Origin of the sequence: Bradyrhizobium sp. 142 (assembly GCF_023074015.1) — a bacterium.
Taxonomy (GTDB): domain Bacteria; phylum Pseudomonadota; class Alphaproteobacteria; order Rhizobiales; family Xanthobacteraceae; genus Bradyrhizobium.
The window spans coordinates 13,966-34,790 of sequence record NZ_JADPKQ010000041.1 but is presented as its reverse complement, the minus strand read 5'-3'; the positions used below and the strand labels follow the sequence as shown (position 1 = coordinate 34,790).

At 59.9% G+C, this 20,825-nt stretch carries 21 protein-coding genes; 20 read left to right on the top strand and 1 reads right to left on the bottom strand.

Annotation, left to right across the window (positions count from 1 at the left end):
* The first annotated feature begins 617 nt into the window (after nt 1-617).
* The 7 genes from IVA82_RS04365 (at nt 618) to IVA82_RS04335 (ending at nt 6,641) form a co-directional block, all read left to right on the top strand.
* Nucleotides 618-2,597 (top strand): conjugal transfer protein TraG, encoded by a 1,980-nt coding sequence (locus tag IVA82_RS04365; RefSeq protein ID WP_247388739.1) that lies wholly within the window; start codon nt 618-620, stop codon nt 2,595-2,597.
* A gap of 12 nt (nt 2,598-2,609) precedes the next feature.
* Nucleotides 2,610-3,029 carry a CopG family transcriptional regulator gene (locus IVA82_RS04360; RefSeq protein WP_247388767.1) on the top strand — a complete coding sequence of 140 codons (420 nt, stop codon included), beginning with the start codon at nt 2,610-2,612 and terminating at the stop codon, nt 3,027-3,029.
* Nucleotides 3,030-3,641: 612 nt separating this feature from the next.
* Nucleotides 3,642-3,980, top strand: coding sequence for a hypothetical protein (locus tag IVA82_RS04355; RefSeq protein WP_247388740.1), 339 nt, complete (start codon nt 3,642-3,644; stop codon nt 3,978-3,980).
* Entirely contained in the window at nt 3,977-4,687 is a 711-nt protein-coding gene (locus IVA82_RS04350; RefSeq protein WP_247388741.1) for an SDR family oxidoreductase, read from the top strand. The genes IVA82_RS04355 and IVA82_RS04350 overlap by 4 nt, the downstream gene beginning before the upstream one ends.
* A gap of 10 nt (nt 4,688-4,697) precedes the next feature.
* Nucleotides 4,698-5,699: a nitrilase-related carbon-nitrogen hydrolase gene (locus IVA82_RS04345; RefSeq protein ID WP_247388742.1), complete on the top strand. Its 1,002-nt coding sequence runs from the start codon at nt 4,698-4,700 to the stop codon at nt 5,697-5,699.
* A gap of 512 nt (nt 5,700-6,211) precedes the next feature.
* Entirely contained in the window at nt 6,212-6,361 is a 150-nt protein-coding gene (locus tag IVA82_RS04340; protein WP_247388743.1) for a hypothetical protein, read from the top strand.
* A gap of 130 nt (nt 6,362-6,491) precedes the next feature.
* Nucleotides 6,492-6,641 carry a hypothetical protein gene (locus tag IVA82_RS04335; RefSeq protein WP_247388744.1) on the top strand — a complete coding sequence of 50 codons (150 nt, stop codon included), beginning with the start codon at nt 6,492-6,494 and terminating at the stop codon, nt 6,639-6,641.
* Between the two features lie 136 nt (nt 6,642-6,777).
* Here the strand turns inward: IVA82_RS04335 and IVA82_RS04330 are convergent, their stop codons facing one another.
* Nucleotides 6,778-6,993: a hypothetical protein gene (locus IVA82_RS04330; RefSeq protein ID WP_247388745.1), complete on the bottom strand. Its 216-nt coding sequence runs from the start codon at nt 6,991-6,993 to the stop codon at nt 6,778-6,780.
* Nucleotides 6,994-7,202: 209 nt separating this feature from the next.
* Between IVA82_RS04330 and IVA82_RS48460 the strand changes: the two genes are divergently transcribed.
* From IVA82_RS48460 to trbF, 13 genes are all read left to right on the top strand, one after another.
* A complete protein-coding gene (locus IVA82_RS48460; protein ID WP_256469614.1) occupies nt 7,203-7,331 on the top strand; it encodes a hypothetical protein in 129 nt (42 codons plus the stop codon).
* Nucleotides 7,332-7,913: 582 nt separating this feature from the next.
* Nucleotides 7,914-8,576: a hypothetical protein gene (locus IVA82_RS04325; protein ID WP_247388746.1), complete on the top strand. Its 663-nt coding sequence runs from the start codon at nt 7,914-7,916 to the stop codon at nt 8,574-8,576.
* A gap of 103 nt (nt 8,577-8,679) precedes the next feature.
* Nucleotides 8,680-9,975 (top strand): MFS transporter, encoded by a 1,296-nt coding sequence (locus tag IVA82_RS04320; protein ID WP_346658798.1) that lies wholly within the window; start codon nt 8,680-8,682, stop codon nt 9,973-9,975.
* A 206-nt stretch (nt 9,976-10,181) separates the two neighbouring features.
* Entirely contained in the window at nt 10,182-11,396 is a 1,215-nt protein-coding gene (locus IVA82_RS04315) for a TlpA disulfide reductase family protein (protein WP_247388747.1), read from the top strand.
* A gap of 537 nt (nt 11,397-11,933) precedes the next feature.
* Nucleotides 11,934-13,232, top strand: a complete 1,299-nt coding sequence (dctA, locus tag IVA82_RS04310; RefSeq protein WP_247388769.1) for a C4-dicarboxylate transporter DctA — start codon at nt 11,934-11,936, stop codon at nt 13,230-13,232.
* A 570-nt stretch (nt 13,233-13,802) separates the two neighbouring features.
* Entirely contained in the window at nt 13,803-14,723 is a 921-nt protein-coding gene (gene trbB, locus IVA82_RS04305) for a P-type conjugative transfer ATPase TrbB (RefSeq protein WP_247388748.1), read from the top strand.
* A 2-nt stretch (nt 14,724-14,725) separates the two neighbouring features.
* On the top strand, nt 14,726-15,046 hold the full coding sequence (locus IVA82_RS04300) for a TrbC/VirB2 family protein (protein ID WP_247278044.1): 321 nt from the start codon (nt 14,726-14,728) through the stop codon (nt 15,044-15,046).
* Complete coding sequence (locus tag IVA82_RS04295) at nt 15,046-15,309, top strand: VirB3 family type IV secretion system protein (RefSeq protein WP_247388749.1); 264 nt, start codon at nt 15,046-15,048, stop codon at nt 15,307-15,309. Before IVA82_RS04300 ends, IVA82_RS04295 begins: the two co-directional genes overlap by 1 nt.
* 8 nt (nt 15,310-15,317) lie before the next feature.
* Nucleotides 15,318-17,750: a conjugal transfer protein TrbE gene (gene trbE, locus IVA82_RS04290; protein WP_247388750.1), complete on the top strand. Its 2,433-nt coding sequence runs from the start codon at nt 15,318-15,320 to the stop codon at nt 17,748-17,750.
* Nucleotides 17,750-18,484: a P-type conjugative transfer protein TrbJ gene (gene trbJ, locus IVA82_RS04285; protein WP_247388751.1), complete on the top strand. Its 735-nt coding sequence runs from the start codon at nt 17,750-17,752 to the stop codon at nt 18,482-18,484. The genes trbE and trbJ overlap by 1 nt, the downstream gene beginning before the upstream one ends.
* Before the next feature lie 2 nt (nt 18,485-18,486).
* A complete protein-coding gene (trbK-alt, locus tag IVA82_RS04280; protein WP_247388752.1) occupies nt 18,487-18,858 on the top strand; it encodes a putative entry exclusion protein TrbK-alt in 372 nt (123 codons plus the stop codon).
* 3 nt (nt 18,859-18,861) lie between these two features.
* Nucleotides 18,862-20,094, top strand: coding sequence for a P-type conjugative transfer protein TrbL (gene trbL / locus IVA82_RS04275; protein ID WP_247388753.1), 1,233 nt, complete (start codon nt 18,862-18,864; stop codon nt 20,092-20,094).
* Nucleotides 20,095-20,144: 50 nt separating this feature from the next.
* On the top strand, nt 20,145-20,825 hold the full coding sequence (gene trbF, locus IVA82_RS04270) for a conjugal transfer protein TrbF (protein ID WP_247388754.1): 681 nt from the start codon (nt 20,145-20,147) through the stop codon (nt 20,823-20,825).

The following is a 20,825-nucleotide window of genomic DNA, read 5'->3' as shown; positions in this document are numbered from 1 at the left end:
CGCCTGTCCCGGGTTCCAGAGAGACCGCAACAGCTGACGTACAACTTCCAAGCATCTGGCTGGCCAAGGGCACCAACAGGCGACCGGCTGGAGGAGGAGTCGCTCGATACCGATGTGCGGGAGTATCTAGATGACCGTCGGCCCGGCAGTGTCGTCCCATCGGAAATAAGCTCCTGCCGGGACGCTCCCCGCATGATTCTTGTACTCCGCGAGCCCCGCCTCCCGCCGATTTACTCCGGGAACGCCCGCCTCATCGATAACGCGTTGTGGCACGCCGCACTCTCTCTTGATCGCGCGCACTTGACGGAGAGCTTAGGGCAGACGCGAGCTAGCCTTCCGGGCATCTATAACCCGGAGCCTCGCTTCGCGAAGGCCGGCCGGTTCGCCTCGAGCGGCAGCACGGTACGAGTTGATTGTCTCATCGTCCAAGCGCCTATCACGCGAAGCTGCTTGGGACGGTGCTTTGAGGCGGCCTGTTCTACGCGAGGGATCTTTTTCGGCCCAAAGGCGGCTTGCCGATCTGACCCGCCGATCCCTTCGCCAGGGCGCGCGCGACTACGAGAAGCATAAGCCTCTGATTGTAGCCAACAGGTCGATGGTGTCGATATCGGCAAGCCATGTCTGCGACAAAAATCATCTGGCATCAGGTGATCCTGGTTTGCCTAATCGCGTTCACCTTCGTGTGGGCAGCGACCGAATGGACCGCTTGTCAGCTTGCGTTCCAGCCGCAGCTTGGACCGGCCTGGTTCAGATTAGGGACCTGGCCCGTCTACCAGCCGTTTGCCTTCTTCATCTGGTGGTTTGAATTCGACGCTTACGCGCCCACGATATTCCTCCAGGGGGGCGCCATTGCCGGGAGCGGTGGGATCGCGGCAGTCGCCGCAGCAATGATGCTTTCGGTCTTGCGCGCGCATGAAGCTCGCGATGTCACGACTTACGGATCCGCGCGTTGGGCCGATACGCGCGAGGTCAAACGGGCGGGGCTGCTAGGCAACGATGGCCTTGTGCTCGGGCGTTTCGATGGTCGATATCTTCGCCATGATGGGCCTGAGCACGTGCTCTGCTTTGCGCCTACCCGTTCGGGCAAGGGAGTCGGCCTGGTCGTTCCAACTCTTTTGACCTGGCCGCGTTCGGTGATCGTCCACGATATCAAGGGCGAGAATTTCCAGTTGACCTCGGGGTGGCGCGCGCGCCTTGGAGATGTACTCTTGTTCGACCCGACAAACGCGGCAAGCGCCGCCTACAATCCCCTTCTTGAGATTCGCCGTGGTGATTGCGAAGTACGAGACGCGCAAAATGTCGCGGATATCCTGGTCGATCCCGAAGGGGCGCTCGAGCGCCGCAATCATTGGGAAAAAACCAGCCATTCTCTGCTTGTCGGCGCTATCCTGCATGTCCTCTACGCTGAAGCTGACAAGACACTCGCCGGGGTTGCCAGATTCCTTTCGGACCCGTGCCGCCCGATCGAGGCCACGCTGAATGCGATGCTTGCGACCCCTCATCTTGGTGATCGCGTCCATCCCGTCGTCGCTTCAGCTGCGCGAGAGCTGCTCAACAAGAGCGAGAACGAGCGGTCGGGCGTGCTGTCGACCACAATGAGCTTCTTGGGCCTTTATCGCGATCCGGTCGTCGCTAAGGTCACCGCGCGGAGCGATTGGCGCATTCGCGATCTCGTCCACAGACCGCAGCCCGTTTCACTCTATCTCGTCGTGCCGCCATCCGACATCGTCCGCACAAAACCCCTGATGCGGCTCATCCTCAACCAGATCGGACGGCGCCTTACCGAGAGCCTGGATCCCGACCGGCGCCGTCAAAAGCTCCTCCTGATGCTCGATGAGTTTGCAGCCCTTGGCCGCCTCGATTTTTTCGAGAGCCAGCTTGCCTTCATGGCGGGCTATGGCATTCGCAGTTTCCTGATCACTCAGAGCTTGAATCAATTAGAACGCGCCTATGGGCCGAACCACGCGATCCTCGACAATTGTCACATCCGGATCGCCTTCTCCACAAATGACGAGCGCACCGCTAAGCGCGTCTCGGACGCGCTGGGGACCGCGACCGAACTGCGCGCCATGAAAAACTATGCCGGGCATCGCTTAAGCCCCTGGCTTGGACACTTGATGGTGAGCCGCCAAGAGACGTCCCGTCCGCTCCTGACGCCCGGCGAAGTCATGCAGCTCTCCTCGAAAGAGGCGATTGTGATGGTGTCGGGCCTCCACCCGCTGCGTGCCACCAAGGTTCGTTACTATGAGGACCCGCAATTTCAGAAGCGAATCTTCAAGCCCGCTGAAACAGGAACAATTCTCTTGTCCTCGCGCCCAGATGAAGACTGGTCAGGGCACCCAACCCCTGCGCCCTCGACCGAACTGCTTGCGCCTCGGCAGCGAAAGCGTGGCGATCCGAATGGAGGGCTGCGGCGCGAGCCAGAATTGCCGCAGCACGAGGAGATCGAAATCAAGGCACCGCTCGCGGAACAAGAGTTCGATGCTGGTCCCGATGAGCCCGACGCAGATGCGGTCCAGGCACAAGCGCTAAGCCGCGCAATGCAGGGATTAGCGCGCGCGACCAGCCTCGACCCTGACGATGGCATGGACCTCTGAGTGGGCAAATCGGTGAAAAAGATTCAGCTCAGTGTCTACCTTGATCCGCAGACATTCAGAACCCTTGATGTCTTCGCGGAGCGTCGTGGCCAGCCCAAGTCGCTGGTCGCAGAGGCCGCGATCACGTCATTTCTTTCGCCTGACGATTCCGACCGACGCGAGGCGGCTATTGCCAAGCGGCTGGATCGGATCGCACGGCTGCTCGAGCGTCTCGAACGCAATGACAGCATCACGCTCGAGACGCTCGCCCTGTTCATTCGCTTCTGGTTGACATCGGTGCCGGCATTACCAGAACAATCCAGTCCAGCCGCTCGCGCCAAAGGCGCCGAACGTTATGATCGATTCGTTGAAGCGCTTGGCCGAAGGCTTTCCAGCGGATCAACCGTTCTGAAAGAGGTGAGCTTCGATTCGAACCCCGCAATTCCAGAGTAATTCAACAACCGACGAGCGGGCGGGCGATGCAGGACTACAAGGAAATTGCGAGGGTGCTCGCGCCGAGTACACCTCGGCCGCAAACAACGATAGGGCCAAATCGAACGGAGCGAGCGCGTTAGATCGGGACCGACGGCAGATATCTGAGGGTAGCAGGCCTCATGACATGAATGCTGAAATCTGAAGCGAGTTGAGACGAGGTCCGGCCTCCATCCGAGCCGCCGCTCAATGGAGTAATGCTGCTTGCTTGAGCAAGCGGAAGCCTCTCCAGAGTTTCGGAAGGTCTTCTGAATAGTTGGCCTACCAGTTTTTGCGGATTGCAGCGCAGGTCCTCTGTGTTAGCAATCCACGTTGTACGGTCTTACTCTGCGAACATCCTGTCGAAAAATGCGAGAACTTGCACTGCCCCACACTTCAGCAAACTGGTGCGACGTTATCCGTTTACGTCAGATTGCGATCGGGCAACGCCTGAGATCGCCTGCAATATGTTTCCACAATTCCAAAGGAACGGAACTAAATCGTCCCCTTTCGATGGAAGGGACAGCTGGGCCACGAGAAGCACATTGGCTTGGAGCCGTTTGAATGAGGCCCAATTCCCCCCGGATGGCGACGATGGCCAAGCATCCTCACACAAAGATCAATCTGATCGGCTTTCTCGCCTCACGACAAGACGGCGTTACACAAGCAGAGTTGCGCAAGGCCACGGGATGGAAGCTTGTCCCGATGCCCCTGATCGCCAAGCGGTGCAAGATGAAGCTGATCACCAAACGTGAGAAGGGCAACGTCACTCGCAAGAATGGTAAGATCGCCAGCAAGAGCGGCCACTTCACCACGTACTACATGATGGCGAATGATTCGACTACGGCAGTAGCCGACGCGACCACCGACACAGTAGGTAGAAAGCCTTATCCCTCAATGCATAAGCCAAGCGATGCGGAAAACGCGTCATGAGCCAAAGTCCTGCAGGGCATTGCGCAGCTATCTGGACAGCGAGGCTTGGCTATTGCCGCTTTTCGCGCTGGCTATCCCGCTTCGAAGGAATGCGCGAAACTATTATAGCCCATTTCGATGCCAATGCCGAAATCGCGAAACCCGGCTTGCTCGCGGAAACAACGCAGCAGAGCTTTGACGTCTTAAGCGTCAATTTCCCTAGATCCTATTTCAATGTTCAGAACGCGTTGCCTCTCTCGCGCAACCTAAACGCGATCGGCTTCACAGCTTCTTTGTCCGATCAGGTCGGAATCGCGGGAACATCGGCCGTATCCGCATCCAAGGCCGCACTGTGCAACTTGACGCGAGCGCTTGGCGCCCAACTGATCCGCCGAAGCGTTCGGGTAAACGCCGAGAGCTCGGGCGTCATCGAAAGCCCGCTGTTTAGGAAGAGCGGCATTTCCGAGGCCAGGGTGCAAGACCGCGGAACGGTCCTGCTGGAGCAGATAGCCGCGAAACACTTCGGCAAGCCACGGAAGATCGCGGCGCGTGAGCTTCCTCGCTTTCGGCGACGCATCCTACATCACCGGCATAGACGTGGCTGTCGATGGCAGACGCACACAGCCCTGAATCCAACAAGCCCTGCCGATGTGCTCGAAGAGCCTCCCGTGAGAGTCATCCGTCGTCCTCTACACCAGTCCAGTGCAGCGCTCGAATACTCACAATGAGAAGAAGAGAATGAGAAACATCGTCAAGGCAGCCGCCGTACAGATCAGCCCCGTGTTGTACAGCCGAGAGGGGACAGTCGAGAAGATCACCAAAAAGATTCGCGAATTGGGCAAGAAGGGGGTGCGTTTCGCCACGTTCCCCGAGACCATCATTCCCTACTACCCGTATTTCTCGTTCGTCCAGCCGCCCTTCACGCTTGCCAAGGAGCATCAGAGGCTGCTTGAGCAATCCCTTACGGTACCCTCTGCGGAGACGCATGCGATCGGCGATGCCGCCAAGGACGCCAAAATGGTCGTTTCCGTCGGCGCCAACGAGCGGGACGGAGGATCAATCTACAACACTCAGCTCCTGTTCGATGCGGACGGCACGCTGATCCAGCGTCGCCGCAAGATCACCCCTACCTATCATGAGCGGATGGTCTGGGGCCAGGGCGACGGTGCCGGCCTTCGCGCCGTAGACAGCGCGGTTGGCCGGATCGGCCAGCTTGCGTGCTGGGAACATTATCTCCCGCTGGCCAGATACGCCTTGATTGCCGATGGCGAGCAGATCCACTCCGCGATGTACCCCGGTTCGATCTTCGGCCCCCTCTTCTCCCAGCAAACGGAAGTGAGCACCCGACAGCATGCCCTTGAGTCGGCCTGCTTCGTCGTCAGCGCAACCGCATGGCTCAACGCCGACCAACAAGCCCAAATTGCCAACGACACGGGCGCTGCTATCGCTCCGATTTCGGGCGGTTGCTTCACCGCTATCGTTGCCCCCGATGGTCAATTGATAGGCGAGCCCCTGAAGGAAGGTGAAGGAGATGTGATTGCAGATCTCGACTTCATCGAAATCGACGGGCGCAAGAGAGTGATGGATGCAAGCGGTCACTATAGTCGCCCTGAACTGATCAGCCTCCTGATCGACCGGACACCTTCTTCGCATGTCCATGAACGGATTATTCCCCCCAGGAGCGCGGCGACTACCGGCCTTCACCGCGAGGCCCGTGCTCTGACGCCGCTTGAGAGTTAATGGTCCTGCCCGCCAGGGCCGGAGATTGGTGCATCCCGCTTCGACCCGAACGGCCGGAGATACAGGTAGAAGGAGCTAGTTTGCAGCAGGGCCATGCGGGCCGCTCGCATGATCCAGACCGATTCTCTATTGGAGAAAGGCCCAGCTGCGGAGCCTCGCCGAGGCCTTCAGCCTACAGCGCACCTCGTCACTGCAGCGGCAAGTTCGCTTCAGGTGTTCGAACTGTTACGCTGACCGCCGCATCGCCCATCCTTGCAGCGCCCCGCCTCGAGATCTGGATGTTGCCTCAATGAGGATCCGCTCATATCGCAAAGGCCACATCGTCAGCTCGAGACGGCTCGTCACGGCAGGTCTTTCCGAGTGGCGTCCAACGGCGGGGGAGATCAGGTCCAGGCAATCCTCGCCGGGGAAGCTGGCGGCTGAAGGTGAACGCGGAGTCAAGCTACGGTGAGTTCTATGCAAGGGCATCCAGCATTCTGCGCAACACGAGCCCCATTCGGGTTAGGAATTCCATGGAGGACGATAAAACCAGATTACCTGCCGAGAAGGTGCCCACTCTTGCGCTCAACGATCCGGAGCCAGCCGCGCGGCTTGAGCGCTGGGCCAAAGAATACGAAAATGGTGTCCTCGACCCAGCCTCCAGACGCGATGAAGATTCATAACTGCCGCCGCACGGTGCTCCAGGAGGCGCCGGCACGCTCTCAGTAAACAACCGCAGTTTTAGGGCGCAGTATCCGGGCCTATGCTGGCCGGATGGAGCAAACAGTACTTTTCAGGTGCCCACGCACGGGCATGAACGTGCAGCACCTGCTGACGGCACTGGAGCAGATCGGTCCCGACACTCATCTGCCGGTCGTTTGTCTGGCATGCTCCTCGGTCCATTTCGTGAATGCCTCCACCGGCAAGCTGCTCGGCGGCCGCAGTGCTTCCGAAGTGCGGTGAGGGCCGTCGACTGGTGAGATCCGGGTGCTCACTCCGGTTTGGGTGCGCATCCTTTCCCGGTGTAGTTCGTGTACCGTCCCTGGAAAATCCAGCGCCCTGGAGCGGTGATGTTTGCTGCCGCTGCCGGCGGTCTTCGTCAAGCCTCGCCGGCATCGGAGATGGCGCTCACGGCTGGCACGGTGCGGGGCAGCGGTAGCGTGCGTTGAAGATTGCGGCTGGCCGACGAAGGTTTGCCGAGCTTGGCATCGTATTTCGCGGCCAGCACCAGAAGCCGCTTTCGCGTGAACGGGTCGGCCTTACCGGCCAGATCGCGGGCCCGCTGTGCAAAGCTCCTGTAGAACTCGACATCCATGGTGTGCCCCAACTCAACGCTACCAGGATGCACTTAAGTACATCGGCGGCTCCGACGTCAAGGCGGGCGAGCAGTGGCCTTGCGCGGAATGTGCTGCGACGTGCCTGTAACAGCCGATCTGGCGCGAGTAAGCTCGCCGTCGGCAGGGACAATTCACATGGCAGTCCTCCATCGGATCCGGAAGCAATGCCCGGAGTGCGGAGGGACCGATGGATCTCCTGGCTGGCGAGGACGGGCACAACGAGCGCTACGTCTGCCGCCATAGCGAGGGGACCCGCTACGCGATCCAGCCGCCTGCCAGTGCGGCCGACCATTCCCCTAAGGCCCCCGAGAAGTGAGTGGTCGCACCGGGCCAGCAGATACGTTTCAACGGCCGTGAGCCGGGCTGGACGCGCGGCACGCGAACGGTTGTAAGTCCTATCGCACGCTGGTGATGCATGCCGGAAATCGGTGAGGCGCAGGTGTATTTGGTCGCGCGCATGAGCTGGTGCGCTTCTTATGAGGCGCATCACCCCCATAGGGAACAACGCCGGTGCGTCCGCGGGGGTCGTTCGCGACGTCGGGGGCGCGAGGGCGCCATCTAGATTGCGCCTGCGCCTCTTTTTTTGGATCGGTAACTTTTTCGATTTCAAGTAAGGGTGCACGCACCGTCCGCGAAATCGCTCGTCTGTGGGCGACCTGACTGTCTAGAGGGACAAGAGGCTACGAGACGTCTGGCGCTGGTCTTTAAGAGCCCGCCGTTTCTTTCTTTCGGTACGCCAGACTGCGACCAGAATGTCCCCGCGGTTGAAGCGGCATGCGGTCTCGGCGCTTTTGTCGTGCGTCATCGCAGGGCGATTCATCCGTTTTGACCGAACATACAAACCAACGCGCGTGCAAGCGCGGGCGGTGTGCAGTCGCAGAGAGAAGGAAGCTGGAGTATGCAGATTAGCGGCGAGCGCCGGGGAGAACCGACCTCAAGTCGGAATGAAGCTGAGGTGGACGCGCAGCCGAGTCCAAGCGAAGCTCAGCAGACCAGAAAGATAACGATTCAACTTTCTGAATGCATTTTCCAGCGACTCCAAGCCGCGACTGACCGCCCTGGTATGGGCAAGAGCGTCGCCATCGAGGCGGCTCTTGAGCGCTTCCTGGATCCGGCGCCGCCTATAGAGGGCCTTGTTTTCGAGGCGATCGAGCGAACGAATGAGCAGGTGCTCAGTCTGCGGACGGACATCGCGATGATCGCGGAAATAGTGGCTCTCCATGTGCGATACCACCTCACGCTGACGCCGCCGATGCCGCCATCCAAGCAGGACGAGGCGTGCGTACTCGGGCTCGAGCGCTTCAAGGCGTTTGCCGAGCAGGTCGATCGTCGCGTACGGTTTGGCCGCCCCTTGCTGCAGGAGGCAATTAATCGCTCGGGAAATTCCAGCCGATCCGGGTCTGAAATGGGAGGCGGAGCGTCACGCGCCGTTCCACGAGCGCCAGTTGAAGAAGAACCCCACTGTCTGGCCGTCGTAGGTGAAAACTCAGAAGCGTGTGCTGTCGCCGAGGAGGGCGGCAGCAATATCAACTTTCGACAGCTGCCAAACGCCCTGTGTTAAAGCCAGTGGCCGCGTTCCGAGCAACACGCGCAGCGATGCCGCTGGGCTGATATCAGGCGAGAAGCCGGTCAACCGGGGTTGGAGCTGGCGGATCATCTCTTGCGTGTTCCTTCCCTTTGCCGCGGGATATTATCTTTCCTACCTGTTTCGGATGATCAACACGCTCATTTGTGGCCGCCTCGCCTCTGAATTGGAGCTTGGTACGGCCGATTTGGGGCTGTTGGGCTCGATCTACTTTCTGGTCGTTACCGGCAGTCAGATTCCGATGGGCATGCTCTTGGATCGCTTCGGTCCGCGCCGAGTCCAGGGTGCGCTCTTGCTGCTGGCTGCCGCAGGCGCTGCGCTTTTCGGATTATCGAGTGGATTTCTGTCGCTTCTGGTTGCTCGCGCGATGATAGCATTTGGTACCGCAGCTTCCCTCATGTCTGGCCTGAAAACAGTCGTGCTCTGGTTTCCGAGAGAGCGCGTGGCGCTCATCAACGGCTGTATGATCATGCTGGGTGCACTGGGCGCGGTAACGGCAACCGCACCAGCCGAGGCATTGCTTAACTGGATAGGCTGGCGCGGTCTATTTGAGCTGCTTGCCGCATCCAGTGCCTCCGCGGCCGCTTCGATCTATTTTTTGGTTCCAGAGCATGAGGCAACTGCGAAGAGCCCTCCAGGGACGGTCAGCCTGAAGACCGTCTATACGGATGGGCGGTTCTGGAGAATTGCGCCGATTTCTTCAACATGTATCGGGTCCGCGTGGGCCCTGCAGTCCTTCTGGGCAGCGTCCTGGCTGAACGATGTGGAAGGGTTGGATCGAACAAGCCTTGTCACACAATTGCTCGTCATGGCGATAGCCCTAAGCATTGGCGCATTGCTGCTCGGCGTGGTCGCCGATTCACTGCGTCGGCATGGCAAGAACATTGAAAGGTTGCTCGCAATCATAGCTGCTGTGTTCATTGCAGCCGAACTCGCGCTGATATTGCATCCGCCATTTCCGTCGCTACCGTCGTGGATCATTGTGGCGGTGGTCGGATCAGCAATCGTCCTCAGCTACGCGATCATCGGAGATTACTTTCCGGCCCAACTGATCGCGCGCGCAAACGGCGTGCTCAACGTTCTGCATTTCGGGTGGGCTTTCCTCGTCCAGTACGGGACGGGGTTAATTCTCGAGCAATGGCCGGTAAAGGACGGACACTACCCCTCAATCGCGTATCAGACGGCGTTCAGTATCAATGTTGTGCTGCAGCTGGTCGCCCTGGTCTGGTTCATCGCCCCTTGGCTCAAAGAGTTGAATTGGAAATCTGAGATCGCCGTCAAGCATAAGTCGACAGGCCAAAGCAGGTCAGTTCACGTCATGATCCCGAGCGCCGAAATGGTTATCCTGAAAACCGATCAAGATGTGGAGTGGTGAACTCGACCTTCTGCGTGACCCGCCTCGTCGGTCTACAGGCGCGTCAAGAACTGATTGCCTAAGAAGCTCCAAACAGCTGGTCGGATATGCGACATGCGTCGCAAGGTCGACAGGAATGATACGAAAAATGCGTAGTATCAATGAGCGCTGGCTGGCATGCGACTTGCTGTTGTTTTCCGCAGAGCCAGGTAAAGCGAATTTGAGCAATGACCAGTGTGACTGAGAGCGCAAGTCAAGTCGGTGCGGAGAATGTGCTGAGAGTCGGTTCGCCGGCTCCCTCCATCAAAGTTGAGGACTGGCTACGTGGCCAGCCCGTTACAACGTTCGAACCTGGGAAAGTATACATCATCGAGTTTTGGGCGACGTGGTGCGGACCATGTATCGCCTCGATGCAGAATTTGGTGATCCTGCAAAGCAAATACAGGAGCAGCGGAGTTGAGGTGGTGGGCATCGCGGCTCACGAACAAGCTTCGACGGCAGATGAAGCGCGAGCCAGCTTGGACGCTTGGTTGACGAAGAGCTTGCCAAATCTGAACTTCGCGATCGCATTCGACTACTCCGGCGAAATGAACAAGCTTTGGATGGATCCCAGCTTTTCTGTCGGGATTCCCTCGTCATTCGTGATCGATCGTGACGGCCGCTTCGCCTTTATCGGCCATCCGACGCAACTCGATAACGCGTTGCCAAAAGTTCTGAACGGCTCCTGGGCAGTGAGCGACGAAGCCAAAGCCCTGGATGCGGAGAGGATAACCAAGGGTCGACGCAGAAAGCGCGAACTATCGCGGAAGCGAGCGGTGGTGGAGCCGATCTTTGCCAGACTTGAAGCCGCCATGAATAGTAAGGATTGGGCGGCAGCCCTTTCAGGGGTTGAGGAGGCACTCGCTGCGATGCCGGACGATGTCGCCTTCCGTGGGCTTCATGCGGAATTATTGCTTCACAAGATACGCGACATGCGGGCCGGCCTGGCGGTATTGCACCAATTGGTTCGCGATGCGATCGACAAGAAATCCGTGGTTTGGATGAGCGTGGCCATCCGCCAACTCTTCGACCCCGCGAAAGACTACTCCGGTTTCCCACATGCCGAGCGCTTTGCCATGGGCAAAGATCTCTCCGAACACATCCTGGCGGCGAATCCGCCCCAAGGCAGCGAGGGCGCGAAGTTCCTCTCGTACGGGGCGGTCGCTCGGTACTATTACGAGACCGGTAACAGGGATCGCGCGATCGAATTGGTCGAGGTGGCGCTGAAATGGCTGGATGCAGCGCCTGCCTCGGATGTAGCGAAACGGGATCTCGTGCAGTGCTCCCTCCAAGCCTTGGCGAGCTACAGGAGTGAGAAGCTCTGTTACGAGGAGTGTTGTTCGACACCGCAAAACACAGCTCCCGAAAAGCCGCAACCGGGATCGCCAAGGGAGGCAGCGTGAGCAATGCTGCTGGCCATGTCTTCTCGGCCCTTGTGGTTCTGCGATCGAAGTCGATGCCTTTGGGAATGTCGGGGCATTCACCTGAAGTGAAGATAGGACGAGTGAGGGGTGAACGCAGGCGAGCCGCACCACCACATGTTCTTTACGGTGAATGTTTCTTCAACGTACGTCGCGATCCGGCGCGATGGCGGCGAGAATGCCTGTCCAGGTGAAGAGTGGTCGCCGGCTGCTAAAGGTGGCGTCTTATAAGATGCTGGTGGCATCTTCGAACAACCAAAAAAGACAGAAATGGGTGGTGACGCTGATGCATTCCAACTCTCAAGGAAGCTTTCTCAAGTTTTTATCGCTGGTTTCAGAAGGGATTCAGGACTTCGTTTCGCGTTGGCCGCAAGCCCATTCGGGAGAGGCGGAAAACCGTGGCAACGGACGGGGTCGTTTAAAGCGGTCAGTGCCGTGTGCGCGCCGCGCTCGAACACTGAGCGAAGCCATGCCTTCATTGTCACCCCTCTTTGGTACGACGGCGCCGGGTCGAGCGTGATGCACCATCACCGCCAGCGCCGCTCTGTCAAAGCCGCCGCCGCCCTGTTCCAGCCAATCGGCCCCTGGTACAATGTTCTTTATATCCAGGTACTCATCGCGATCCTGATTGGCGTTCTCGTTGGCTGGTTGTGGCCTGCTGTGGGGACGAACAGCTGGGTCAAAGCGCTTGGTGACGGATTCATCAAGCTGATCAAAATGGTGATCGCGCCGATCATCTTCTGCACTGTTGTGTCCGGAATTGCGCATGTTCAGGATGCACGAAAGGTCGGCCGAGTCGGCGTCAAGGCGCTGCTTTACTTCGAGATCGTGTCAACCTTCGCGCTGATCCTGGGTCTCGTGATGGGCAATCTCGTTCAGGCCGGCCATGGGCTGGCTCCCAGGGCTGATGCCGCGGCGGTAGCCAACTACGTCAAAAGAGCGGAAGGGCAGAAGGCGGTCGATTTCCTCCTCAATATTATTCCGGATAGCGTAGTTGGCGCTCTGGCCCGAGGCGACGTGCTACAGGTGCTGCTGTTTGCCATCCTATTCGGGTTCTCGCTGATGGCGCTTGGCGAGCGGGGTGAGCGGATGCGCAGTCTGGTCGACGATGCTGCACACGCGGTGTTTGGTGTCATTAGGATCGTAATGAAGGCAGCGCCAATCGGGGCGTTCGGCGCCATGGCCTACACTATCGGTGAATTCGGACCGTCCGCGCTCGGTAAACTCATCGGCTTGGTTGCGCTGTTCTACGTGACAGCCGGGCTCTTCGTGATCATTGTGCTTGGTCTGGTCGCGCGCTTGGTCGGTTTTTCTATTCTAAAGTTCATCGTCTACATCAAGGATGAGCTGCTGATCGTGCTCGGAACGTCGTCGTCCGAAAGCGCGCTGCCGCAGTTGATGGAAAAACTCGAACGGCTGGGCTGTTCCAAGCCGGTCGTTGGCCTGGTGGTGCCGACAGGATACTCTTTCAATTTGGACGGGACCAACATTTACATGACGTTGGCGACCTTGTTCATCGCGCAGGCGCTCGGGGTCGATCTCGACTTCGGCCAGCAGCTCACGATACTGGTTGTGGCGATGCTCACCTCGAAGGGCGCAAGTGGTGTTACCGGTGCCGGGTTCGTCACCCTGGCCGCAACATTGACCGTGGTCAGTCCTGACCTCGTCCCGGGCATTGCGATCGTATTCTCGATCGACAAGTTCATGAGCGAGGTGCGCGCGCTTACCAACATCATCGGGAACGGTATTGCCGCGGTGTTTGTGTCGTGGTGGGAAGGTGAACTCGACCATGTCTCGCTACACGAGCAGCTCAAGTAAATCTGCGATCTCAGCTCGGTCATTGCGGACTAGAAATCACTCTTTGAATGCCTGCATTCTGCGTTGGCAATCGTCGTGCAGTACTGGGCCAGCCTGATTCCAGGGGGAATGGTGCAGGGTCACAACGCTCACGGTGGTGCACCAGACCAGCGTCGGCATTGGTGCCTGCGGCAGCCCGCCGGCTGATGTGGTTCATTATCCCGGGTTGAGCTTCCTCAAAAAGCGGGAGCTCAATCGTGCCCACGCGGGGGAGCGACAGTGGTTCAGGAGAGCAACGGAGCCTGAGCAAACACCGCGACCGGGAGAGGCGTAAAAATAGTAAACTCCGGATCATTGGTCATTGCTGATGTCTCGCCTCGCCGTCGAGGGGTTGGTGCGTCAAGCCGGCGCTCTTTTCAAATGTTCCTTTCTCTACGCTAGACTACGAACGGCATATTCCCTTTGTTGCGGTAACACACGACCTATCTTTTATTTGCCTTCAGATGAGGGCGCCGAAGCGGCCTCAGCAGCTTGGGGCAAATCGTGGCGATCCATTCTTTTGATTCAGACGCGAACTTGCGCGGAGCGCGTATGCTGCGTACCGCGTTGGGGCCCGCCATCGCAGCTTTTTTGGAAGATCCGGCAATCGTCGAGGTGATGCTCAATCCCGATAGCCGACTGTGGATCGACCGACTGTCGAGCGGCCTTACGGATACTGGCAAGAATATAACCCCCTCTGACGGAGAGCGAATCATCCGCGTGGTGGCTCACTACGTGGGTACCGAGGTTCATCCCGGGAGCCCACGGATTTCTGCCGAGCTGCCCGAGACGGGGGAGCGCTTTGAGGGGCTCCTGCCGCCGGTCGTTGCTGCGCCAACATTTGCGATCCGAAAGCCGGCGGTCGCCGTGTTCAGCCTCGAGGATTACGTCGCAGTCGGCATCATGACGCCGGCTCAGGCCGGTGCATTGAGGGATGCAGTTTGCGCGCGCAAGAACATTCTGGTCGCCGGCGGCACCTCGACCGGCAAGACGACACTGACCAATGCCCTTCTCGCCGAGGTGGCTAAAACGACTGACCGTGTCGTTCTCATCGAAGATACGCGCGAGCTTCAGTGCTTGGCGCCAAACCTCGTGGCGCTCCGCACGAAGGACGGCTTGATCTCGCTCTCCGACCTGGTCCGTTCGTCGCTTCGTCTGCGCCCCGATCGAATTCCCATTGGTGAGGTGCGCGGAGCCGAGGCGCTCGATTTGCTCAAGGCCTGGAGCACCGGACATCCGGGCGGAATCGGCACGATCCATGCCGGAACGGCGCTCGGGGCGCTACGCCGACTCGAGCAGCTAGTCCAGGAAGCTGTCGTCACAGTCCCCCGGCCGCTTATCGCCGAAACAATCAACGTGATCGCGGTGCTCAGCGGCCGCGGCGCCGAACGCCGCTTGAGCGAGCTCGCCCGCGTCACCGGCTTAGGAGCATCAGGTGATTACAGCCTTTCTGCAATTGGAGACCGATCATGACGATGCCTTCATCTCTCCGCCGCGCCAGCATTCCGGCCACGGCAATTGTGACCCTTTGGCTGAGCAGTATCCCGGCTTGCGCCGCTGGCTCAAATATGCCGTGGGAGCAACCGCTCAACCAGATTTTGCAATCGGTCGAGGGTCCCGTCGCCAAGATTATCGCGGTCATCATCATCATTGTGACCGGGCTCTCGCTCGCATTTGGCGACACGTCTGGTGGCTTTCGTCGCCTGGTTCAGATCGTGTTCGGTCTGTCCATCGCCTTTGCGGCATCAAGCTTCTTTCTGTCTTTCTTCTCCTTCGGCGGCGGCGTGGTGATCTAATGGAGGAGCCTGTCGCAGGCTTTATCGCGCCCGTGCATCGTGCGCTCACCGAGCCTATCCTGATAGGCGGTGCGCCGCGCGCCGTGGCGATCGCCAACGGCACGTTAGCGGCGGCACTCGGTCTTGGGCTGCGCCTGTGGGTTGCCGGCCTTCTCCTCTGGTTCGTCGGCCACATGGCCGCCATCTGGGCCGCAAAACGCGATCCCGATTTCGTGGAAGTCGTGCGCCGGCACGTCCGTATTCCAAGCCACCTCAGGTCCTAGAGTTGCCTATGATGAATCTTGCCGAATATCGCCGTTCAAACACGCGCCTTGCCGACTTCCTGCCTTGGGCGGCCCTGGTCGATGAGGGCGTCATTCTCAACAAGGATGGATCCTTTCAGCGAACGGCCCGGTTCAGAGGGCCGGATCTCGACAGCTCAGTGCCTGCCGAGCTTGTTGCTGTCGCAGGCCGCCTCAACAATGCGCTCCGTCGCCTCGGATCGGGGTGGGCCGTGTTCGTCGAGGCGCAGCGGCATTCGGCCGGACGCTATCCGCCGGATACATTCCCGGACGTCGCCTCGGCGCTGGTGGATGCGGAGCGGAAAGCGCAATTCGAGGAGGCCGGCAGCCACTATGAGTCGAGCTACTATCTGACTTTCCTCTATCTGCCTCCGGCAGAGAGTGCGGCCGCAGCAGAGCGCCTGCTGTACGAGGGCAGCCATCGCGCTGCGGGAGCGGATGCGCGCGAGGTGCTTGCCGGCTTTGTCGACCGGACCAGCCGCGTGCTGCAGCTCGTCGAAGGTTTCATGCCGGAATGTAGCTGGCTCGATGACGAGCAAACGCTGACCTACCTGCATTCGACGGTCTCGACCAAACGGCACCGCGTGCGCGTGCCAGAAATCCCGATGTATCTCGATGCGCTGCTAGCCGATCAATCCCTGACAGGAGGTCTCGAGCCCATGCTGGGCGAGGCGCATCTGCGCGTTCTTACGCTCGTGGGGTTTCCGACCGCGACCACGCCCGGGATTCTCGACGAGCTGAACCGGCTGGCATTCCCGTATCGCTGGTCGACGCGGGCGATCATGCTCGACAAGACAGATGCCACAAAGCTCCTCACCAAGATCAGGCGGCAATGGTTTGCCAAGCGCAAGTCGATTGCCTCGATCCTGAAGGAGGTGATGACGAACGAGGCCTCCGCGCTTCTGGACACCGATGCCCACAACAAGGCGATGGACGCCGACAGTGCGCTCCAGGAATTGGGTTCGGATCAGATCGGCGAGGTCTTCGTCACGGCAACGGTCACGGTCTGGGATAGGGATCCGCGCGCAGCCGACGAAAAGCTCCGCCTCGCCGAAAAGGCTATCCAGGGCCGGGACTTCACCTGCATGGCGGAGACGGTCAATGCCGTCGAAGCCTGGCTCGGCAGCCTGCCGGGACAAACTTACGCAAACGTCCGCCAGCCGCCGGTCTCGACCCTGAACCTCGCCCATATGATCCCGCTATCTGCCGTATGGGCCGGAGAGGTGAGGGATCACCATCTCAAGGCGCCCCCATTGTTCTTCGGTAAGACTGAAGGTTCGACGCCATTCCGGTTTTCTCTGCATGTCGGAGATGTCGGCCACACGCTGGTCATCGGACCGACGGGCGCCGGCAAGTCGGTGCTGCTGGCGCTCATGGCGCTGCAGTTCCGCCGCTATGGCGAGGCGCAGATCTTTGCGTTCGACTTCGGCGGTTCGATCCGCGCATCGGCCATCGCCACGGGGGGCGACTGGCATGATCTCGGCGGCGCGCTGGAATCGTCAGAATTCGTCGCGCTCCAGCCGCTTGCACGCATCGACGATGTCGGCGAGCGAGGCTGGGCATCCGACTGGATCGCATCGATCCTGACGCGCGAGCGGATCGAAGTCACCCCTGAGACCAAGGATCATGTCTGGTCGGCGTTGACCTCACTCGCCTCGGCGCCAGTTACGGAGCGGACGCTGACTGGGTTCTCCGTTCTTCTGCAGTCCAACGCTCTCAAGCGCGCGCTGCAGCCCTACTGCCTCGGCGGGCCATACGCCCTGTTGCTGGACGGCGAATATGAACGGCTGGGTGAAGCCTCCGTCCAGGTGTTCGAGACCGACGGATTGATCGGGACCTCTGTCGCGCCCGCAGTTCTGGCCTATCTGTTTCACCGGATCGAGGACCGCTTTGACGGCCGTCCGACACTGCTCATCATCGACGAAGGCTGGCTTGCGCTCGATGACGCCGATTTTGCCGGCAAGGTCCGCGAATGGCTCAAAACCCTTCGCAAAAAGAACGCCTCGGTCGTGTTTGCGACCCAATCGCTTGCCGATATCGATGGCTCCAAAATCGCGCCTGCCATCATCGAGAGCTGCCCGACCCGCATCCTGTTGCCAAACGATCGCGCCATCGAGCCGCAGATCATGGCGATTTACCGTCGCTTTGGGCTGAACGACCGGCAGATCGAGATCCTCGCCCGCGCCACTCCGAAGCGGGACTACTACTGCCAATCGCGCCGCGGCAACCGCGTGTTCGAGCTCGGACTTGGCGAAATCGCGCTCGCCTTCGCGGCCGCCTCGTCCAAAGCCGACCAGGCTTTGATTGATCGGGTGCTTGCCGAGCACGGAAGGGACGAGTTCGTCACCGGCTGGCTCAAGGCGCGCGACCTCGGCTGGGCCTGCAATCTCATTCCGCAGCTCGCCAAACAAGGAGCGCTCTGATGAGCTGTATCCGCCCGCTTCTGGCAGCAAGTATCATCGCCATGACCATGATCCAAGCGCCCCGCGAAGCGAAGGCGCAGTGGATCGTGTTCGATCCCAACAACTACGTTCAGAATGTGCTCACGGCCGCGCGTGAGCTGCAGCAGATCGACAACCAGATCACTTCGCTCCAGAACGAAGCGCAGATGCTGATCAACCAGGCGAAGAACCTGGCGAGCCTGCCTTATTCATCGTTGCAACAGCTCGAGCAATCGATTCAGCGCACCCAGCAGCTACTCTCGCAGGCGCAGCGGATTGCCTACGACGTCCAGCAGATCGATCGCGCGTTTTCCACCACCTATGCGCCGGCATCCGCGAGCATGTCCGATGGGCTCCTGGTCGCAAATGCCCAAACACGCTGGCAGAACTCAGTTGCCGGGCTGCAGGACGCCATGAGGGTCCAAGCGAGCGTTGTCGGCAATCTCGACGCCAACCGCACTCAGATGTCCGCCCTCGTGACGGCGAGCCAGGGCGCAGCGGGTGCGCTCCAGGCAAGTCAGGCCGGTAACCAGCTCCTTGCGCTGGAGGCCCAGCAGCTTGCGGACCTCACGGCGACTGTTGCCGCGCAAGGTCGCGCGCAGACGCTCGAATCCGCCCAGCGGGCTGCAGCGCAGGAGCAGGGTAGGGAGCAGCTGCGACGCTTTCTCAGCCCGGGCCAAAACCATCAATCGACAAATGTGCAGATGTTCCACTGATCATGAAAATACGATTTGAACGACTGCCTGTCGCGGCAGTAGCTGGTCTTGCTGTCCTGTTGGTTGCCGCCTGCGCCATTCGCCTACGCACCGACGAGAGCGCGACCCAGTCTTCCGTCTCTCTGGCCTCAAAACCGGATTTGACCGCAGCCAAGCTCGAGCAATGCCGTACCGTCACCTACGAGCAGAAGGACGCACTGCTCGAATGCCAGAAGATCTGGGCTGAGCAGCGCAGTCAGTTCTTAGGCGGAAGCAGGTCAATTGATGGTTCGGATAGCCGGACCGGCGCGGCGCCATTCTCCTCTCCAGTCCCGCCTAAAGACGAAAGTCGCCTCCCGTCCGGCTTTTTCTCCCTTCCAAGCCAAAGCGAGTGAGCCATGGGTGGTACGGGCGTTATCGACCAGTTTCTGGAAACCTTCACCCGCTATATCGATTCCGGATTCGGTCTCGTCGGGGGCGAAGTCGGATATGTCGCCACAACGCTGGCCGCGATCGACCTCACGCTGGCGGGCCTGTTCTGGTCCTTCGGGACTGATGAGGAGATTCTTGCGCGGCTCGTCAAGAAGACATTGTTTGTCGGCGTCTTTGCCTATCTCCTCGGCAATTGGAACAGCCTTGCCCGTATCGTTTTCGAAAGCTTTGCCGGGCTGGGACTGAAAGCCTCCGGCACAAGCCTCTCGTCGGCTGATTTCTTGCGACCTGGCCGGATCGCCCAGGTGGGGCTCGATGCGGGTCGCCCAATCCTGGATTCCATCTCCGGGTTGATGGGCTATGTCAGCTTCTTTGAGAATTTCGTGCAGATCGCGGTCCTGCTGTTCGCCTGGATCGTTGTGTTGCTGGCCTTCTTTATTCTCGCGATCCAGCTCTTCGTCACTCTGATCGAGTTCAAGCTGACGACACTTGCCGGCTTCGTCCTGATCCCCTTCGGCCTGTTCGGCAAGACCGCTTTTGCGGCCGAACGGGTGCTGGGCAATGTCATCTCATCGGGAGTCAAGGTTCTGGTCCTTGCCGTCATCGTGGGCATCGGATCGACCTTGTTCTCGCAGTTCACAGGCGGCTTTGGCGGCAACCAGCCGACGATTGAGAACGCGATGGCGCTGGTGCTCGGCGCTCTCGCCCTCTTGGGCCTTGGCATCTTCGGCCCCGGTATTGCCAATGGCATCGTCTCCGGAGGTCCGCAGCTTGGCGCAGGTACCGCCGTCGGCACGGGCCTCGCTGCCGGTGGGGTGATCGCGGCAGGAGCTGGCGTTGCCGTCGGCGCTGCAGGTCTTGCCGCCGGCGCGATTGCGGGCTCGCTGCGTGGTGGAAGCGCGATTGCAAGTGGCGCGAAGAACATGTTGCGGGCGGGAAGCTCCGGCGTCGAGGCGAGCGCGCCAGGCGCGGCAAGTCCCTTGCGTTCGCTCGCAGCCGGTTTTGGGCGAGGGGCTGGTCATGTCGGTCAGGAGGAGCGGGACTCCTCGGCCGCGCCCGACAGTCCGCCAGCCTGGGTTCGGCGCATGAAGCGGACGCAGACCATCCAGCATGGAGCATCAGCGGCCACGCACGCGGTTCGGTCAGGCGATCACGGCGGGAGTGGCGCATCGGTCGACCTCTCACAAGACAATCGCTGAGTTCGCTGTCTCTCCAAATCCATTTCCAACCATGCCTTGAGGTCAGACAAATGTTCAAACGATCGGCCGTTCACTATGGCCCCACGCCGGAGCCGGTCACGCCCTATCAACGCGCAGCTCAAGTCTGGGATGACCGCATTGGTGCAGCACGAGTCCAGGCCAAGAACTGGCGGCTCATGGCATTCGGCTGCCTGTTCCTCTCCGCGGGCTTTGCCGCAGCTCTGGTCTGGCAATCAGCCCATGGCACGATCACGCCCTGGGTGATTGAGGTCGATCAATTGGGCGAAGCGAAAGCAGTTGCCCCTGCAAATGCTGCCTACCAGCCGACGGACGCTCAAATAGCGTTTCACCTGGCGCGCTTCATCGAGCACGTCCGCGGCCTGCCGATGGACGCGATTGTCCTCCGCGAGAACTGGCTGCGTGCCTACGACTTCACGACCGATCGCGGCGCCGCCGCGCTCAACGACTATGCCCGCAACAACGACCCCTTCGCCAAGCTCGGAAAGACGCAAATCGCGATCGAGGTCTCGAGCGTCATCCGAGCCTCGCCTGAGAGCTTTCGCCTCGCCTGGATCGAGCGCCGCTACGACAACGGCCAACTTGCCGCAACGGAACGGTGGACTGCGATCCTTACCATCGTCGTGGAAATGCCTCGCGATCTGGATCGCCTACGCAAAAATCCCCTTGGCATCTACGTCAACGCGATCAACTGGTCAAAGGAGCTCGGCTAA

What these genes read in the sequence shown, in the direction of transcription:
- IVA82_RS04365 (WP_247388739.1), top strand. Translation starts at nt 618, where the DNA reads ATGTCTGCGACAAAAATCATCTGGCATCAGGTGATCCTGGTTTGCCTA.
- IVA82_RS04355 (WP_247388740.1), top strand. Translation starts at nt 3,642, where the DNA reads ATGGCCAAGCATCCTCACACAAAGATCAATCTGATCGGCTTTCTCGCC.
- IVA82_RS04350 (WP_247388741.1), top strand. Translation starts at nt 3,977, where the DNA reads ATGAGCCAAAGTCCTGCAGGGCATTGCGCAGCTATCTGGACAGCGAGG.
- IVA82_RS04345 (WP_247388742.1), top strand. Translation starts at nt 4,698, where the DNA reads ATGAGAAACATCGTCAAGGCAGCCGCCGTACAGATCAGCCCCGTGTTG.
- IVA82_RS04340 (WP_247388743.1), top strand. Translation starts at nt 6,212, where the DNA reads ATGGAGGACGATAAAACCAGATTACCTGCCGAGAAGGTGCCCACTCTT.
- IVA82_RS04335 (WP_247388744.1), top strand. Translation starts at nt 6,492, where the DNA reads ATGAACGTGCAGCACCTGCTGACGGCACTGGAGCAGATCGGTCCCGAC.
- IVA82_RS04330 (WP_247388745.1), bottom strand. Translation starts at nt 6,993, where the DNA reads ATGGATGTCGAGTTCTACAGGAGCTTTGCACAGCGGGCCCGCGATCTG.
- IVA82_RS48460 (WP_256469614.1), top strand. Translation starts at nt 7,203, where the DNA reads ATGGATCTCCTGGCTGGCGAGGACGGGCACAACGAGCGCTACGTCTGC.
- IVA82_RS04325 (WP_247388746.1), top strand. Translation starts at nt 7,914, where the DNA reads ATGCAGATTAGCGGCGAGCGCCGGGGAGAACCGACCTCAAGTCGGAAT.
- IVA82_RS04315 (WP_247388747.1), top strand. Translation starts at nt 10,182, where the DNA reads ATGACCAGTGTGACTGAGAGCGCAAGTCAAGTCGGTGCGGAGAATGTG.
- dctA (WP_247388769.1), top strand. Translation starts at nt 11,934, where the DNA reads ATGCACCATCACCGCCAGCGCCGCTCTGTCAAAGCCGCCGCCGCCCTG.
- trbB (WP_247388748.1), top strand. Translation starts at nt 13,803, where the DNA reads ATGCTGCGTACCGCGTTGGGGCCCGCCATCGCAGCTTTTTTGGAAGAT.
- IVA82_RS04300 (WP_247278044.1), top strand. Translation starts at nt 14,726, where the DNA reads ATGCCTTCATCTCTCCGCCGCGCCAGCATTCCGGCCACGGCAATTGTG.
- IVA82_RS04295 (WP_247388749.1), top strand. Translation starts at nt 15,046, where the DNA reads ATGGAGGAGCCTGTCGCAGGCTTTATCGCGCCCGTGCATCGTGCGCTC.
- trbE (WP_247388750.1), top strand. Translation starts at nt 15,318, where the DNA reads ATGATGAATCTTGCCGAATATCGCCGTTCAAACACGCGCCTTGCCGAC.
- trbJ (WP_247388751.1), top strand. Translation starts at nt 17,750, where the DNA reads ATGAGCTGTATCCGCCCGCTTCTGGCAGCAAGTATCATCGCCATGACC.
- trbK-alt (WP_247388752.1), top strand. Translation starts at nt 18,487, where the DNA reads ATGAAAATACGATTTGAACGACTGCCTGTCGCGGCAGTAGCTGGTCTT.
- trbL (WP_247388753.1), top strand. Translation starts at nt 18,862, where the DNA reads ATGGGTGGTACGGGCGTTATCGACCAGTTTCTGGAAACCTTCACCCGC.
- trbF (WP_247388754.1), top strand. Translation starts at nt 20,145, where the DNA reads ATGTTCAAACGATCGGCCGTTCACTATGGCCCCACGCCGGAGCCGGTC.